Here is a 14,408-nt window from a genome sequence, read left to right on the forward strand (position 1 = left end):
GTCGTCGACACACTTCTGCTTGGGAAGTCGCACCGCTGAGGACTTCAAGAACAAGTTCTGCTTTAAACTCAGGGGTGAATCTTCTTCGTTTCGCCATTGGATACTCCTTTCAATTGAGATCGTCATTATAGCACAATCTTCCTTTAGGGAGTGGCCTAAAAAACCGTAGGCAGTACACTAACGCCGCATGTGGGCGTTTCTGGTGATACACCTGTGTGATAAACTGCCCGATGCGTTCTCGAGCCTCGGTAATATCTTCGTAATCATTGAGGTGAACTTCTTCTTCCTTGAGGGTGCGGATCACCCTTTCGGCGTATCCGTTCTCCCAAGGACACCCGCTGCGAGCTACCGAAATCTCAATACCGTGCTCTTTGAGCCTCGAGAGATACGCATTTGAAAGATACTGCACGCCTTGATCGGAATGGTGGATCTCTGGTACACTTTGGTGTAAGGCTGCCTCCAAGGGTTTCAATGTCAGAGATTGCGTCAACTGTTGGCTCAGATGCCACCCTCTTATCATACGTGTGAAGACATCGATGAGCAGAGCGACATAGATGAAGCGTCCCTTGAGGCGGACGTAGGTGATATCGCCTACCCAGACGTGATCCTGTCGAGAGATCTCAAGGGTCTGCATTCTATTGACCCAGGGGTGTGAACCTTCAAGGGATCTCGTGGTTTGACAGACTCGTTTCACCGAGACCCAGAGATTCTCTTCTTTCATCAACCGAGCCACACGTTTATACCCAACGGTGTGTCCTTCGGTCGCCAGCAACTTCGTGATACGTCTATACCCGTATGTCGGATACGCCGTAGCTAATCGCTGTATTTCGGCTCGCTGGACTGCTTATCGGTTTCCGACTCAAAGAAGGTTTCAACATTTTCAAGAAGTTGGCGCTTCCATGTTGAGACCTGGTTTTCGCTGAGGTTATGACGTCGACACAGTTGGGCTTGTGAACTTTCACCACTGAGAGCCTCAAGCACAACTTCTGCTTTAAACTTAGCAGTGAATCTTCTTCGTTTCGCCATCGGAAGGCTCCTTTCAAATAGATTGTCATTGTAGCACAATCTTATATTAGAGAGTGGTCTAAATTTCCGGTGGCAGTACAGTCTATCAATATTGAAAGTACTCATCTCTATCTATCCTTTCTCCGCAAGCGAATGTGGTGCTGTAATATTTGAAGATTTCTTAAGCGTCGCCATCAAATTTGACGCGTCTGTAGATGTGCCGTAACGGTAGTTCACACGCTATAGAGCTAAGCCTCACGACATCTTCAAGTGTCCGAAATTCTGTTGCCACCCATTCAGGTGTTTGGCGACGATACTGCACCACCTGCACGCTGTCTTGTGAAATCAGAATGTATTCCTGCAGGGTATCGATCTGGCGATAGTGGGCGAATTTCTCGTCTCTGTCATACGTTTCCGTGGAGGTCGAAAGCACCTCTACAATGAGTGTCGGATTGAGGAGTGTGTCAAAGGTATTATCCTCAGCCTCTGGTTCTCCGCAAACAACCACAATATCTGGGTAAAAGTAGGATTCTGTCTGGGCAGCTTTCACGCGTAGATCACCTGTAGCGGCGACTTCACAATCGCTATCCATCAGTTGGCGGCTAAGAGAGATCGTTGTATCTAACGTGATGAAATTGTGTGCGAAACTGGCACCCGCCATTGCTATTATCTCTCCGTTCACATATTCGCTTTTTGTTATCGCCTTCCGTTCCAATTCGAGGTATGTTTCAGGAGTTAAGTGCGTCGGTGCTGCTGTCGTTGCCATCTGACTGCCCCCTTTACGAGTGTTTTTATTTGAACGAAAGGCGGGACGATAGAGAACACCCGCCTTCACACAAATTATTTAATGTGAGTTTGAAAATAAACCTGTAGGTCGGGTAGAGCGGTAAATATACACGGAAAACCTTAGAATTTGGACAAATATGTCGTTTTTCAAGGCGTTTTCTACCTAAATAGTGGCAGCGAAACCTGACATCCTACCTTTATCAAACTCGCGTTATTTACGCATTTGCATCAGTTTGATAGTATTCCATCAGGATCTCCGCGACTTCGGGGCGTGAAATTTCTGGTGGGAGCGGTTCGCCAGCGGCGAGCATCTCACGCAATTTTGTCCCAGAGATCTCGAAATAATCGTCCGCATCGTCAGGGTAGTCGCGCATCATGACGATTGCATTGCGCTTTTTGCTCCATACAGTGAAATCGCCGCGGAAAATTCCGATCTCCAAAGCACCTTCAGGAATCGTATCGAAAATTTCTTGTGCGTCAAACGCGCCGTAGTAGTCGCCGGCACCAGCATGGTCCCGTCCGACGATGAAGTGCGACGCACCGCAATTCTGACGGAAGACGGCATGGAGGAGTGCCTCTCTCGGCCCAGCATAGAGCATGTCGAACCCGTAACCCGTGATAGAGACGGTATTTTCGGGGAAATAGTGTTCCACCATCGTCCGGATGCAAGCATCACGAACAGCAGCAGGAATGTCCCCAGGCTTTAGCTTACCGAGAAGCATATGAATTAGAATACCATCGGCATTAACTGCCTCTTGTGCGATTTTGCAGAGTCCCTCATGGGCACGGTGCATCGGATTTCGCGTCTGGAAAGCGACGACGGTGTTCCAGCCGCGCGCAGCGATGTCTTCACGAATCTCGACGGCTGTGCGGAAGGTGTCCGGGAAATCTTCTCGGAAATAGGAGTAGTTCAGGACTTCGATTGGACCGGAGAGAACGTTGTCACCGACATCCGCGAAAGCAGGAACACCAGGGTGTTCTGGGTCAGTTGTTCCAAAGGTCTTTTCGATGAGAAGTTGTTTCTGTTCTGCCGAGAGTGTCTCGATTGCCGAAACCTTCATGACTGCGAGCGGTGGATTGCCTTCAACGTTCGGATCACGTAAAGCAATTCTGTCTGCGTTCTTCACTGCATCCGTAAGTTGTTCTGACGGAACAATGTTCATGATCGGAACGGGCCAGAAAAGTCCGCTCGGCAGTTTCATGTCTGTGGCGACGCTTATTGCTTCAGCGATGTTCATGTAGCCCGTCAGCGGTGTGAAGTAGCCTGATGCTAACATAACAGCGGATGCAGCAGCACCTGAAGAGAGCAAGACAGACGGGAGTTGTTCCGCTTTTTTCGTCAGTTCGGCGCGTGCTGCATCATCCGAAACGTAAAGGGGTGTTAAGGTTTCGGCTCCATGTGGTTTAATCATTCAATCAATTCTCCTTTTTTCTGTCGGCGAGGTTGGAAACCTCGCCAGCAAATACACGGATTTGCTTAAATTATCCGTCATTTTGGTTGTACTTGTTCAATAGTACTGCCGTTCCAAATCCAAAAATGGTTTCTCCTATTCCATTCATCTTCATGGCGCACCCGATCTTTCGGTGTGAAAATGACTTGGGTGAGGTATCCGTCCGTGACTTCCACGGTGTAGGTGTGGTGTAGTGCTGCGTCGCCATCTGTTACAACCAAGTCTTTGATTACAGGTGTCCCATTTGCTAACAGATTGATTGTATGCGTCGCGTTTATTGCCGCCATGAATGTGTTGGTCACACGATAGGTACCATTCGGTAAATCAAGTTTGAACGCCGCGTCCCTTTGACTCCAAACGGCATCGTGCGAAACCGGTTCCTGTCGTCTGCCGTCTCGATAAGCCTCATAAGGTGGGCGCGTCCGCCACCCGAATTTGCCGCTTTCATATTCAGTGTTGGGTCCGATGGCGTGGTGGTTGGGAGCAGTTTCATGGGGTCTGCTATTGTGGTGTTGCATATCAAAACGGATTATCAAGTTCCCCGTTTCAGTCCTATCCCATAAATCCAGCATCGGTCCCGGAGCGCGTTTCTTTCTATAGAGTTGAAGATGTTTCGTTTCGTAAATAACTTCATGATCTGCCGTCTGTGCCCGAAATTCAGGGGTATCCGGTGGATACCACGCGAGAACATAGTCTGCGGGTGCTTTCAGATACCACGCGTCGATATAATCATCTGGCGCGTTCTCGTCGTTACGGTTTATGGGAAAATAATTAAATGCGGCTTCGTAGTTTTCCAGATGCGCTACATCCTTTGTATATACGCCGTAGAGTGCCATGTGGTGAGCATAAGGTGTGACATATTCAACCCTACCCAACGCCTCAGATTTGTGCCAATCCGCACTCTCAATCAGGTACGTTGTGTGGGGTTCGATAAGGTGTGTTCCCGATACCAGTTCTGAAATTTCTGGCGCGATGCGGGCATGGTCATAGGCAGTCCTACCGAAGTGGACTAAACTGAAAACGATAAGACAAGCCGCGATAGCATGTCGAAACGTTCTGCCCATATCTGGAATGAACCACGCTGCCATCAGCAGCAGAATGTAGAGGTGAATCCTGTCGTTAATCCAACCCCCGGGTCCATAACTCCACGGTGCCCTGACGAACATATACGTAAACAAAATCGCAATTAACAAAAAGACATCGGTCTGTTTCACCCATTGTTTACGTTGAATTCGATAACCGATAGAGACAAGTAGTGCTATACCTAACACACCGAGGACACAATAGTGCACCGGAAGATGCCAGTCAGTAAAATAGACGATCGACTTGATTCCCAAAAAGTATTCCCAGACCCATTCCGCCCCGCGGTGATTACCCTGTTGGTGCTGCTTTACGCTCTGTAGGTAATAGTCTACCAGCACAAAATACATCGGCACCATATAAAGAAAGAAGCGAAATACGGGTTTGAGACTCACGACAAACTTTTGAAGGAGTGCAGTAAAACCTTCACCGCGCGTTCGCCACGCTGCAGTTATCGCTGGTGCACCCCACAAACAACTTCCTGCCACAGAGATACCCAACACAACCAGTCCATAAGAAGCAATATGTGATAGATAGGTCAACAGTAGTAACACATAGAGCCAAACCAAGTATTTTACCTGCATGTCGTCTTTGTGTTTCCACCAGAACCCGAAGCTAAAGAAGAAAAACGAGATGCTCAGTTGGAAGTTGTAAAATCCCATATAGAGGAGATAGTTATAAGCAAATGGGAAACCGAGCCAAGCATACACATACTGACCCTTCTGACCTCTATTGACGGCATTGAGGAAGTAGAAGAAAGCGAACGGGACCATGCCAATCGCAATCGTTAGAAAAACCTTTTCCGAGATGACAGGCGGGAATATGTAGAGGAATGCTGCCAGCATAATGTGAGACAGCCAGTTCGGGAAGACCGTGATATTCAACTCCCATGCATCCCGCAGTGTATAGTTTTCGTGTTTGCCATATTCTTTTAGCACCAGGCCGTTATAGATATGGCTCGCGCCGTCTTGAGAGGGGAAATACGCAAAGATCCAAAGCGGTAGGATATGTAGAACCAACAACACCACAAATATATGTTTCCATGACAAATTTCGCCAATTAAACATATTTTCTCTCCGATACTGGGAAGTGCTACCTAAGTTTGTCGGTTATCTTTATAGTAGAGGCAGTGGTGCGTCAATGGACACCGTTCACACAACGGCTTTCGGGCATCACAGATTTGTCTGCCGAAGTAAATCAGGTTCATGTGGAACGGATACGCTTTGCCCGCCGGCACTATTGGGAGCAACACCTGATGCGCCTTTTCCGCACTACAATTCGACGGAATTAATCCGAGACGTTTAGAAATCCGTAGGATGTGCGTATCAACAGGAAAGACCTCCCTACCACACGCGAAAGAGAGCGTGACAGAGGCGGTTTTGATACCGATACCTTTGTGTTGACACAGGAGTTCTAATGCTGCCTCAGTTTCCATATCGTGGATAAACTCCAGTGAGAGTTCACCGTGTTCTGCTTTGAGCCACGAGAGGAAGTTTTTGATGGTCTTACTCTTCTGATTGCCCAATCCGGCAAGTCTTATGGCTACCTCTATCGCCTTAACATCTGCCTGCAAGACATCTTCCCACGTTGGAAATCGGTCTTTCAGTTCGGTATATCCTCTATCTCGGTTGACATCGGTCGTGTTTTGTGACAGGATCGTTAAGATGAGGCATTCTAAGACCTCTCCCGCGCCGTCGCGAGTCGGGACACCGAGTAACCTTTCCAGTGTATCTGATATAAATGCTGCTTTCTGCTGTAATTCCACTCGTTTCTTCCTACGGCATTGCGTTTTTAATAGTATACCACAAACAGAAAAAATAGCAACGCCATTTTACTGGTTCGGGTTTTTTTGAAAAAAATATTGACAAAAAATCGCGTTTTTTGTATGATTCGTTGTTAATCGGATAATATCGTAAAGTTCCGAATACGCGTTTTTCTGAGTCCAAAAATCCGATAAGACTTATGCTTCTCCTCTTAAAGTCACTCTGATAAGAGGATTTAGGGGGTTAGGATGACGTAAATTCATTCAATTTGCGTAAGTCCTGTCCGGTAGAGGTGACCTGTATGCAAGGCAAACGTCCAGATATGCGCATCATAGAATATGTAGACTGTGTGCCGAATCCGTTGCGTGTACGACGTTCTGTTGCGGCGTTTGCGGTGTCACGCGCCTTTAATTCACCGAAGACAAATCACCCCCCCCCGTTCACTTATTGCTCGTTAAGTAATTTAGTTCATATACTGTTTCACACTGCCGTGTCAGCCTTATGTGCTGTCGCGGTTTTTTTTCGCGCCTGCGCGTGCATTGCACGTCGCGGGCTATTTTTATGTTGCATTGAAGTTCTTCTTGTGTCTATTTTCCGTGTTAAATGCCTTAATAGAATCTATCAGACAATCTGTGTATGATTTATGAATTATATGGAGAGTTTCGTCATGAAGAAAATTCGTTGTAAGTACTGTAAACACAAAATTGACATGAATCAGTTAGAAGGTGATTGGCAATTTAAGTTCTATAAATGTCCTATCTGTCAGCGTGAAACTCCTAAGCGCACCATCTTGGGAAAAGTTTCTCGTGTCAGTAAATTCGCGATATATCCTATTCTGGTTATATTTGGTGGGGAACCGCCAGAATAATCGGATAATGGAAATTTAAAGAATTCCTGTCATTTGTGCAATCCGCAATTCAGTAGCAAGGCGGCCGCGATCCTATATCACGCCTGCTGCAAGATGGAATTGCTAAGGTTTAGAACATGTTATCCAAAATCACAATATCCCTTTTGTTTTTACTGATTTTAAGTAGCTGCGCGCTCGCCGTTAGCTGCAACTTAACACTTGGAGAACCAGGCACAGTTACCATAATCTACAACGGGACGTTCAAACTTGAATTCTATCCGAATGCTGTCTTTATGGCAGACGATACTCTCATCAAGTTGATTAAAGAGCGGTTTTACGGCAGCTTAATATTTCATAGAGTGGCAGTCTGTGGTCAATTGGTGAATCCTATTGTTAGCGGTATCCATCTATTCGGATGGCTTGGTGATGTAATATCATGGATAATTGATCTCCTAAAACAATTAGCGGATATAGATGAAACGATAGTCAAAATACTAAAAGTAATTAAGGGAATAATAGACTGGATGTTGGAAGTCTTAATCGCTCCTGATGGAATTTTGGAGCGGATTTTACAACTGATCGCGTGGGGTATTTTCGCGTTTTTGATCCTGCGGAGGATCGGCAAATGGCTATCCTCTGGAGACGAAAGATCCTGAAAATCCTATAATCCTGATTCAGACCCCTATAATCTCAACTGATGTCCCCTGGACATCACAACTATATTAAGGAACTGCGAATGAATAACAAGCAATCTCCCTATAGGGCGGCTTTAACTACTTTCCCGATGGTGGTGGTACTGCTCTGCTGTATCACATTCCTCGGTTGCCCCGAAACAACGGAGATAGTGGACGATGTCATCCAACCGACATCCATCGATCCCGGGAGAACAGAACGCGCCGATGAACCGACAACATCTCCCCCTGAGGAGGAGCCAGTTGGCGGCCCCGATACACCGACAACCCCACCACCTGATGCGGAGGTCGGCGGCGGCCTCGACGAACCCACGGCACCTGCCGATCCAGACGACACGCCTGTAGACCCGAATGAAGCACCCGATGCTGAGGCAACCGGTGCCGGCGGGTTAGGCGGTTAGTTCATAGAAAGACGAATACCCCTCTGGCCCCGCAAGCGGACGGATGGGGGTAGCAAAGGAGACTTTAGACATGAAACACGTATTAACCCTGACCAAACTCACGATCCTTTTGCTGGCAATCGGTGGCGTAGGCTTCGGTCTCCATACCCTCAGCACAGCACAACTGACACCCGACTTCACGGACACAACCGATCGGTTCGATCCACGCCTCATCACGGGACCTGACCTGGCACCCCTGGAAGTTGGCGAACCTGAACCCCGCACGGGTGTATCGCCAGAACAAGTTCACGACTGGCTGACGCTCCTGCGTGCTGAACACGACGGGTCTCTGATGTTCACAGAGGCGATTGCGAACCTCGAACGGTTGCTGAATAGGATGACCCCGACGCAACCCGCATTACTGCCGAACTATCCGAACCCGTTCAACCCTGAGACCTGGATCCCGTATCACCTCGAAACGGCTGCCGATGTTTCTGTCGCCATCTATGCGGCAGACGGTAAACTCGTTCGGACGTTGGCACTCGGGCATCAAGAAGCGGGGGTCTATCAGAGCCGGGCGCGAGCAGCATATTGGGACGGCAGAAACGACATCGCTGAACGCGTCGCGAGCGGTGTGTATTTCTACACCTTAACCGCGGGCGATTTCCGAGCCACGCGTAAGATGCTCATCGTGAAGTAATTTTCACGGCGTGCTTGGAAAGTTTGGTGTAGCGGCTAATGATAAGGTCACCACCACTTGGGGCAGTATCAAACAAGGCTAATAGTTTGCAGCTTTCAAAAAAAATAAAAAAGGTAGGCAGATAGAAATGAAAAAAACATTTTTTATTACAATGTTCGTTTTGTTGTTCGTCAATATGTTTTTATTTTTAGCAAACGCGCAAGATTGGGTGCTTGATAGTGAAGTATTCTCGCCGATTGTACATGCAAATGGCCAGGGACTTGCTTTTGCCAAAGAGAGACTTTACTATCTGCAGAAAAAAGGTTTTGGTCCAATCTACCTAATGGCATGGGATACGAATTTACACGGTAGTAGCCCCTATCAAGTGACGGAAGTTCCATCGACAGCACACCTCATTGATATACCAGATGACAACCCTAATGTTGTAGCCGTTGCTAGTCATAATCGTGTGGATCTGTATTGGACGGGTAAAGGAGTCCGCGGTATATCAAGTAGACTAAATAACGGTGACGGTCGGTGGACTATCACTTTTACTACTGGAAAGGATATAATAGACGCAATAGCATTCGATGAAGGCGGTTCTTATTTTATCGCTGCTAAGAGTCATAACCGGAACACGGGCGATGCAGCAATTTTACGGGGTTGGAACCTCAATTTTGGACGTCGGGACGTAGATCTGAATTTCTCAGCTTATACTGTAGATGCCTTAGCCATGACTTGGAAAGGGCCATATCCATTCTTCTTCATAGATTGGGGTGAGAAAGTGTACGAGTATAGGTGGCGAAGATGGACTACGTCTACAAACGCGTGGAGAAAACATTCTTATACACATAGGAACTCAGGCGTTAGAGCGCTCGCCTATGAAGCCCAGTATATCGCGAGTGGACACAAAAATGGTGATGTAGAAATATGGAATTTTGAACCTAAAGGTCACGTTCGTACCCTCCGTGGTGCGTCCCACGAGATTCATTCTCTTGCATTCACGCGAGAGCGGCGATACCTCGCCGCTGCCTCTAATGATTGGGATGCCGCTACGACCTCTGACGGCGATGGCGTATTCGTATGGCATGTATCGTCTGGCAAACTTGTTGATGTTATCAGGAAAGGTTCGGGTGTGACCCCTTCTTTTTTCGATGTTGCCTTCAGTCCGAACGGAACTCTAGCTATTAGGGATCAACATAGTATCTTTATTTATAAACGAAAACAAGGAGAGAGTGCATTAGATATATCGAAACGCAAGTTAGATTCTGCGACGTTGATAGACGGTCTGAAAATACAGAAAAACCGTATGCTTGACGTAAAAGGGCTTACGGATCTTTCATTCTGGTACAATGGAGATAATGAGTTCCTCCTGCTGAGACAGGGCGCATTCAATACCTGCGGCACCGCCAGTGTTGAAATGCTCCTACATTACTATGGCAAAAAAGCAACGCAATCTGATATATGGAAGGCGGGGGGCATTCATACTGTTTATCCGGGAACCTGGCCGGATGAAGCTGAACAGGCTTTAGACAAGTTAGGTGTGCCTTCAGAGTGGTACAATAGGGGCACACTTGACCATCTGAAAAGCTATGTCAGACAGAACCGCCCCCCCATGATCTTGCTTCGATTTCAAGCGGGTATGCATTACGTCGTCGTTGTTGGCTACAATCGCGGAAATGACTTTCTCGTAGCGGATCCGAATGGATTCTTTAGATGGATAAGCAGCACCGACTTACTGAAAGGTTGGTCATTAAAGGAACCTGGGCTCCCCTCTGAGTATGGGGTCAACAATGTAGAGGATTGGTTTCTGAGTCAAGTGGACTTAGTGATAGGTGAAAACAATTATATTGTCCCAGATAGTCCACCTCAATACCATTTCCGGCCGAATTGGTCTGAACTACAGTACGCTCACGTGGTGGGTCCTAGTGAGGTGAATTGGGGTTGGGCTGGCACAAAAAAATGGGAACGTCCCCTTGAATTTTTGGCAGACTTTCACCACTACGTTGGGTCATACGTGGAGCCTTCATCTTTACAGAATCCTGGCGGGATACATGTATCAAGGGTTGATGGACATCGTCGGAATGGACGGAGCGTAACGTTTTGGGGTAAGATCACGCATGGCAAAGCTCAGCGTGGAGAACTCTATCTATTTGTTCGATCCTATCGTCATCCCCGATCAAATGTCGCTGCAGCTCCCTCCGTAAATCTCACTGTGAATTCAATAGAGAGCCTGCCGGCTCAGAGCGAGCTCTTTTCCAATTACCCGAATCCCTTCAATCCTGAAACCTGGATACCATATCAGTTAGCAGTGCCAGCTGAAGTGAAGGTGGATATCTACGCCGCGGACGGGCAACTGGTGAGAACTCTGTCGCTCGGACATCAGGGGGCAGGGGTGTATCGAAGCAGGTCTCGTGCTGCGTATTGGGATGGTCGGAACGATGTCGGTGAGTATGTGGCAAGCGGTGTTTACTTCTACACCCTCACGGCAGGTGATTTCCAGGCCACGCGAAAGATGCTCATCGTGAAGTAGAGACTAAGAAAAACAAAGGAGACAAGCATGCGAAAAACAGTATCAATCCTCACATTTTTCCTCTTTTTTCTGATTGCTTTCACGATTGCCCAAACGGTATCTGCAGAATGGAAGCAGAATACCGTTATCAACCAATCCTCAACGCCCGTTTATGTGGTCTATTCTACGTGGCGAAGTGCAAGCGACAATCTACCGTCCGGATATCGCACGCGTGGGTATTACCGTATTGATCCGGGGAAGCAACGGGCCTTTCAAGCGTGGAAAGACAATCAGATTTACTTCCAAGTCTGGCAAGATGGACAGCCCATCAAACCGACTGCTGGTGCTGAGACGTTCCGTTTTTGGGTGCATCCGAGCAAAGGGTTTGTGATCGTGAATCCACGTCTGAACGGTTCAGTCCTGCGGGATCAACTGACGTACACGAGTCGATCGATCAGTACACTGCGGCGTAAAGACGGTTTCATGCCGTATGTAAATGGTTCGGAGGTGCAGGTGGATTCGAGTTGGGTGTCCGTGAGCGGCGAAGGTGTGCCGATGCCTGATAGGGGGTCGCCTGTAGATGTCAATAGAGATGGCATGGTGGATATCTTGGATTTAGCGGAGGTAGGATCTCATCTGGGTCAGAGCGGTGATGAGAACGCTGCCGATGTAGATGGAGATGGCACCGTGACGACTGATGATATCCAGTTGGTATTTGATGCGGTTAATGATACCCGGTTTATATCTGATGCGATACGGGCACCTGTGATCAATATTTCTCCGCCAGAAGGTATGGTGCTGATCCCTGCGGGTGAGTTTGAGATGGGCAGCGAAGCGTATTGGAATGAAATGCCTATTCATAAGGTCTATATTGATGCTTTCTATATGGATACGCATGAAGTAACGAATGCAGAATATACGGTGTTTCTGAATGCAAAGAATGATCAAGAACCGCTACTTCAGTGGGAATGGGTAGCGATGGGGTTTTCTTGGTCCACTTGGGTTTCGGGGCCCAGGAAAAGTTTACCGTGGATAAATGATATAGGGATAAATGATTTCGGAAGAATTAAGTATGTAGAGGGTAAGTTTCAAGTGCAGGCAGGTTATGAGGATCATCCTGTAAACGCAGGAACTTGGTATGGTGCGATGGCTTATGCTGCATGGGCAGGGAAACGTTTACCGACGGAGGCGGAGTGGGAGAAAGCTGCGCGCGGAGGTTTGTCAGGTCAGAAATATCCCTGGGGAAATACGATAGATTCGAGCAAGGCAAACTTCGGTAATAATGTCGGCACTCACGGGGAGACGACTCCAGTGGGTTCCTATCCTGCGAACGGTTATGGTCTGTTTGATATGGCGGGGAATGCGTATGAATGGTGTTTAGATGAGGTGGATCTCGGATTTTATCGGAAATCTGCTACGCGAAATCCGGTGTCGGGAGCGAACAGTATTCAGGAGATATTGGATAACTATACAAATATTACATCACAACGTATCCTGCGCGGCGGTGCCCATTTCTTCCCAGCCGACTACTTACGGGTTTCCAAGCGTTACTGGTACGAGCCGACGAACGTCCACTTCGGTTTTCGTTGTGTGAAGTCTGTATCTCCTTAAATCTTAACGACTTAACACCTTTTACCCACACCTGCTACGCAGGTGTGGGCGCGCCCCAAAATTGGAAAAAACACTTAACTGGCAATTATATTTTATTAACATTCTCTGAAAAATGGCACCCTCAACGGTTCAAGCCGTCCCAAAACTCTACGATGTGATTATGTGGTTGATGGGGCGCGTCGAGAAGTTTCCACGCTCCCAGAGGTTTATCCTCGGTGATAGGATTATCAATCTTTGCTTAGACACATTGGAGATACTCATTGAAGCCACCTATACGCGCAAGCGTTTGCCTTTGCTTCAGAAAGCCAATGTGCAACTGGAGAAACTTCGGTTTCTCATTCGCTTATGCCATGATTTCAAACTGATCTCCGCAAAACAGTATGCCTACATCTCTAATGAGATAAACGAAGTCGGTAAACTCGTCGGCGGATGGATAAAGAGCCAAGGGGCTGCTTCATGAAAACCTACAACCGGCTTTTTCAACGAATCTGTTCGTTTGAGAACCTTCTCAGTGCGGCACGGAAAGCACAGCGGAGCAAACGGTTTCAGACAGATGTTGCTCGGTTCAACTTTCATCTGGAGAAGGAGGTGTACCGCTTGCAGACAGAGTTGCAAACGCAGACATATCGTCCCGGGGCCTACCACGAGTTTTATGTCTATGAGCCGAAACTCCGGAAGATCAGTGCCGCGCCTTACCGCGATCGGGTCGTCCATCATGCCCTGTGCAACGTCGTTGAACCGATTTTTGAACGGACGTTCATCTATGACTCCTACGCGTGTCGGAAAGGCAAAGGGACACACAAGGCAGTGCATCGGTTCACAGCGTTCAGCCGCAAGAACGCCTATGTGCTGAAGTGCGACATCAAAAAGTATTTTCCCTCTATCGACCATGACATCCTGAAAACGCAGTTCCGTCGAAAGATTCGGGATGCAGGTGTGCTGTGGTTGATGGCCCTGATCGTTGAGAGTAGCAATCCACAGGAATACGTTCGTGAATACTTTCAAGGCGATGACCTGCTCACATCGTTGAATCGGCAGCGCGGCATCCCGATCGGCAACTTGACGAGCCAGTTTTTTGCGAACATCTATCTTAACGGGTTCGATCATTCCGTCAAAGAAGATTTGAAATGCCGTTACTATATCCGCTATGTCGACGACTTCGTCGTGCTTGAAAACGACAAAGCGCGACTCCATCAGGTGAAAGCAGAGATGGATACCTACTTGACCCAGTTGCGCCTCAAATTACACCCTCACAAGTGTCAAGTTTCCCCTGTCAAAGATGGTACTGATTTTTTAGGGTATAGGATCTTTCCAACACATCGTCGGCTGCGTGCGTCTTCTGTCAGGCGTGCCCGCCGGCGGTTGCGCCGATTAGTTCAAGACTATGAAGCAGATAAAATTACATGGGCAGATGTAAATCACTCTGTGCAAAGTTGGCTTGGTCATATCAAGCATGCAGATACGTATGGCTTGCGTCGAGCTATTTTTTCGGAAACTGTTTTTCGCCGTTCATAAGCGTATTCTATAGCACAGACTTACCTCACAGTGAGAATTTACGTCTTATGTAGGCACAGACTAACAGTCTATGCTACAAAAGCCCTA

Annotated in this window: 13 protein-coding genes; 7 read left to right on the forward strand and 6 right to left on the reverse strand. The window is 47.7% G+C overall.

All coding sequences use genetic code 11. The annotated features are described in order from the left end of the window. Positions 1-109: 109 nt before the first annotated feature. The 6 genes from OXN25_18225 to OXN25_18250 form a co-directional block, all read right to left on the reverse strand. Complete coding sequence (locus OXN25_18225; protein MDE0426792.1) at positions 110-781, reverse strand: IS3 family transposase; 672 nt, start codon at positions 779-781, stop codon at positions 110-112. Positions 782-813: 32 nt separating this feature from the next. Further along, positions 814-1,131 (reverse strand): transposase, encoded by a 318-nt coding sequence (locus tag OXN25_18230; GenBank protein ID MDE0426793.1) that lies wholly within the window; start codon positions 1,129-1,131, stop codon positions 814-816. A gap of 55 nt (positions 1,132-1,186) precedes the next feature. Then, positions 1,187-1,771, reverse strand: coding sequence for a Uma2 family endonuclease (locus tag OXN25_18235; protein ID MDE0426794.1), 585 nt, complete (start codon positions 1,769-1,771; stop codon positions 1,187-1,189). Positions 1,772-2,006: 235 nt separating this feature from the next. After that, positions 2,007-3,203, reverse strand: coding sequence for a sulfate adenylyltransferase (sat, locus tag OXN25_18240; GenBank protein ID MDE0426795.1), 1,197 nt, complete (start codon positions 3,201-3,203; stop codon positions 2,007-2,009). Positions 3,204-3,280: 77 nt separating this feature from the next. Beyond that, positions 3,281-5,389 carry a hypothetical protein gene (locus tag OXN25_18245; protein ID MDE0426796.1) on the reverse strand — a complete coding sequence of 703 codons (2,109 nt, stop codon included), beginning with the start codon at positions 5,387-5,389 and terminating at the stop codon, positions 3,281-3,283. Positions 5,390-5,418: 29 nt separating this feature from the next. Beyond that, on the reverse strand, positions 5,419-6,087 hold the full coding sequence (locus tag OXN25_18250) for an endonuclease III (GenBank protein ID MDE0426797.1): 669 nt from the start codon (positions 6,085-6,087) through the stop codon (positions 5,419-5,421). Between the two features lie 982 nt (positions 6,088-7,069). Here OXN25_18250 and OXN25_18255 point away from each other — a divergent pair. From OXN25_18255 to OXN25_18285, 7 genes are all read left to right on the forward strand, one after another. Beyond that, positions 7,070-7,588 (forward strand): hypothetical protein, encoded by a 519-nt coding sequence (locus OXN25_18255; protein MDE0426798.1) that lies wholly within the window; start codon positions 7,070-7,072, stop codon positions 7,586-7,588. Positions 7,589-7,668: 80 nt separating this feature from the next. Continuing rightward, positions 7,669-8,025 carry a hypothetical protein gene (locus OXN25_18260; GenBank protein MDE0426799.1) on the forward strand — a complete coding sequence of 119 codons (357 nt, stop codon included), beginning with the start codon at positions 7,669-7,671 and terminating at the stop codon, positions 8,023-8,025. 70 nt (positions 8,026-8,095) lie between these two features. Then, entirely contained in the window at positions 8,096-8,704 is a 609-nt protein-coding gene (locus OXN25_18265) for a T9SS type A sorting domain-containing protein (protein ID MDE0426800.1), read from the forward strand. 127 nt (positions 8,705-8,831) lie between these two features. Further along, positions 8,832-11,216 (forward strand): C39 family peptidase, encoded by a 2,385-nt coding sequence (locus tag OXN25_18270; protein MDE0426801.1) that lies wholly within the window; start codon positions 8,832-8,834, stop codon positions 11,214-11,216. Positions 11,217-11,243: 27 nt separating this feature from the next. Continuing rightward, positions 11,244-12,806, forward strand: a complete 1,563-nt coding sequence (locus tag OXN25_18275; GenBank protein MDE0426802.1) for an SUMF1/EgtB/PvdO family nonheme iron enzyme — start codon at positions 11,244-11,246, stop codon at positions 12,804-12,806. Positions 12,807-12,918: 112 nt separating this feature from the next. Next, on the forward strand, positions 12,919-13,266 hold the full coding sequence (gene avd / locus OXN25_18280) for a diversity-generating retroelement protein Avd (protein ID MDE0426803.1): 348 nt from the start codon (positions 12,919-12,921) through the stop codon (positions 13,264-13,266). Next, entirely contained in the window at positions 13,263-14,321 is a 1,059-nt protein-coding gene (locus tag OXN25_18285) for a reverse transcriptase/maturase family protein (GenBank protein MDE0426804.1), read from the forward strand. Before avd ends, OXN25_18285 begins: the two co-directional genes overlap by 4 nt. The last annotated feature ends 87 nt before the right edge of the window (positions 14,322-14,408 follow it).

It is taken from the genome of Candidatus Poribacteria bacterium (assembly GCA_028820845.1).
Taxonomy (GTDB): domain Bacteria; phylum Poribacteria; class WGA-4E; order WGA-4E; family WGA-3G; genus WGA-3G.

Excerpts from the sequence above, each read along its gene's own strand:
- OXN25_18230 (MDE0426793.1), bottom strand. The coding sequence starts at position 1,131 with ATGAGTACTTTCAATATTGATAGACTGTACTGCCACCGGAAATTTAGA.
- OXN25_18235 (MDE0426794.1), bottom strand. The coding sequence starts at position 1,771 with ATGGCAACGACAGCAGCACCGACGCACTTAACTCCTGAAACATACCTC.
- sat (MDE0426795.1), bottom strand. The coding sequence starts at position 3,203 with ATGATTAAACCACATGGAGCCGAAACCTTAACACCCCTTTACGTTTCG.
- OXN25_18245 (MDE0426796.1), bottom strand. The coding sequence starts at position 5,389 with ATGTTTAATTGGCGAAATTTGTCATGGAAACATATATTTGTGGTGTTG.
- OXN25_18255 (MDE0426798.1), top strand. The coding sequence starts at position 7,070 with ATGTTATCCAAAATCACAATATCCCTTTTGTTTTTACTGATTTTAAGT.
- OXN25_18260 (MDE0426799.1), top strand. The coding sequence starts at position 7,669 with ATGAATAACAAGCAATCTCCCTATAGGGCGGCTTTAACTACTTTCCCG.
- OXN25_18265 (MDE0426800.1), top strand. The coding sequence starts at position 8,096 with ATGAAACACGTATTAACCCTGACCAAACTCACGATCCTTTTGCTGGCA.
- OXN25_18270 (MDE0426801.1), top strand. The coding sequence starts at position 8,832 with ATGAAAAAAACATTTTTTATTACAATGTTCGTTTTGTTGTTCGTCAAT.
- OXN25_18275 (MDE0426802.1), top strand. The coding sequence starts at position 11,244 with ATGCGAAAAACAGTATCAATCCTCACATTTTTCCTCTTTTTTCTGATT.
- avd (MDE0426803.1), top strand. The coding sequence starts at position 12,919 with ATGGCACCCTCAACGGTTCAAGCCGTCCCAAAACTCTACGATGTGATT.
- OXN25_18285 (MDE0426804.1), top strand. The coding sequence starts at position 13,263 with ATGAAAACCTACAACCGGCTTTTTCAACGAATCTGTTCGTTTGAGAAC.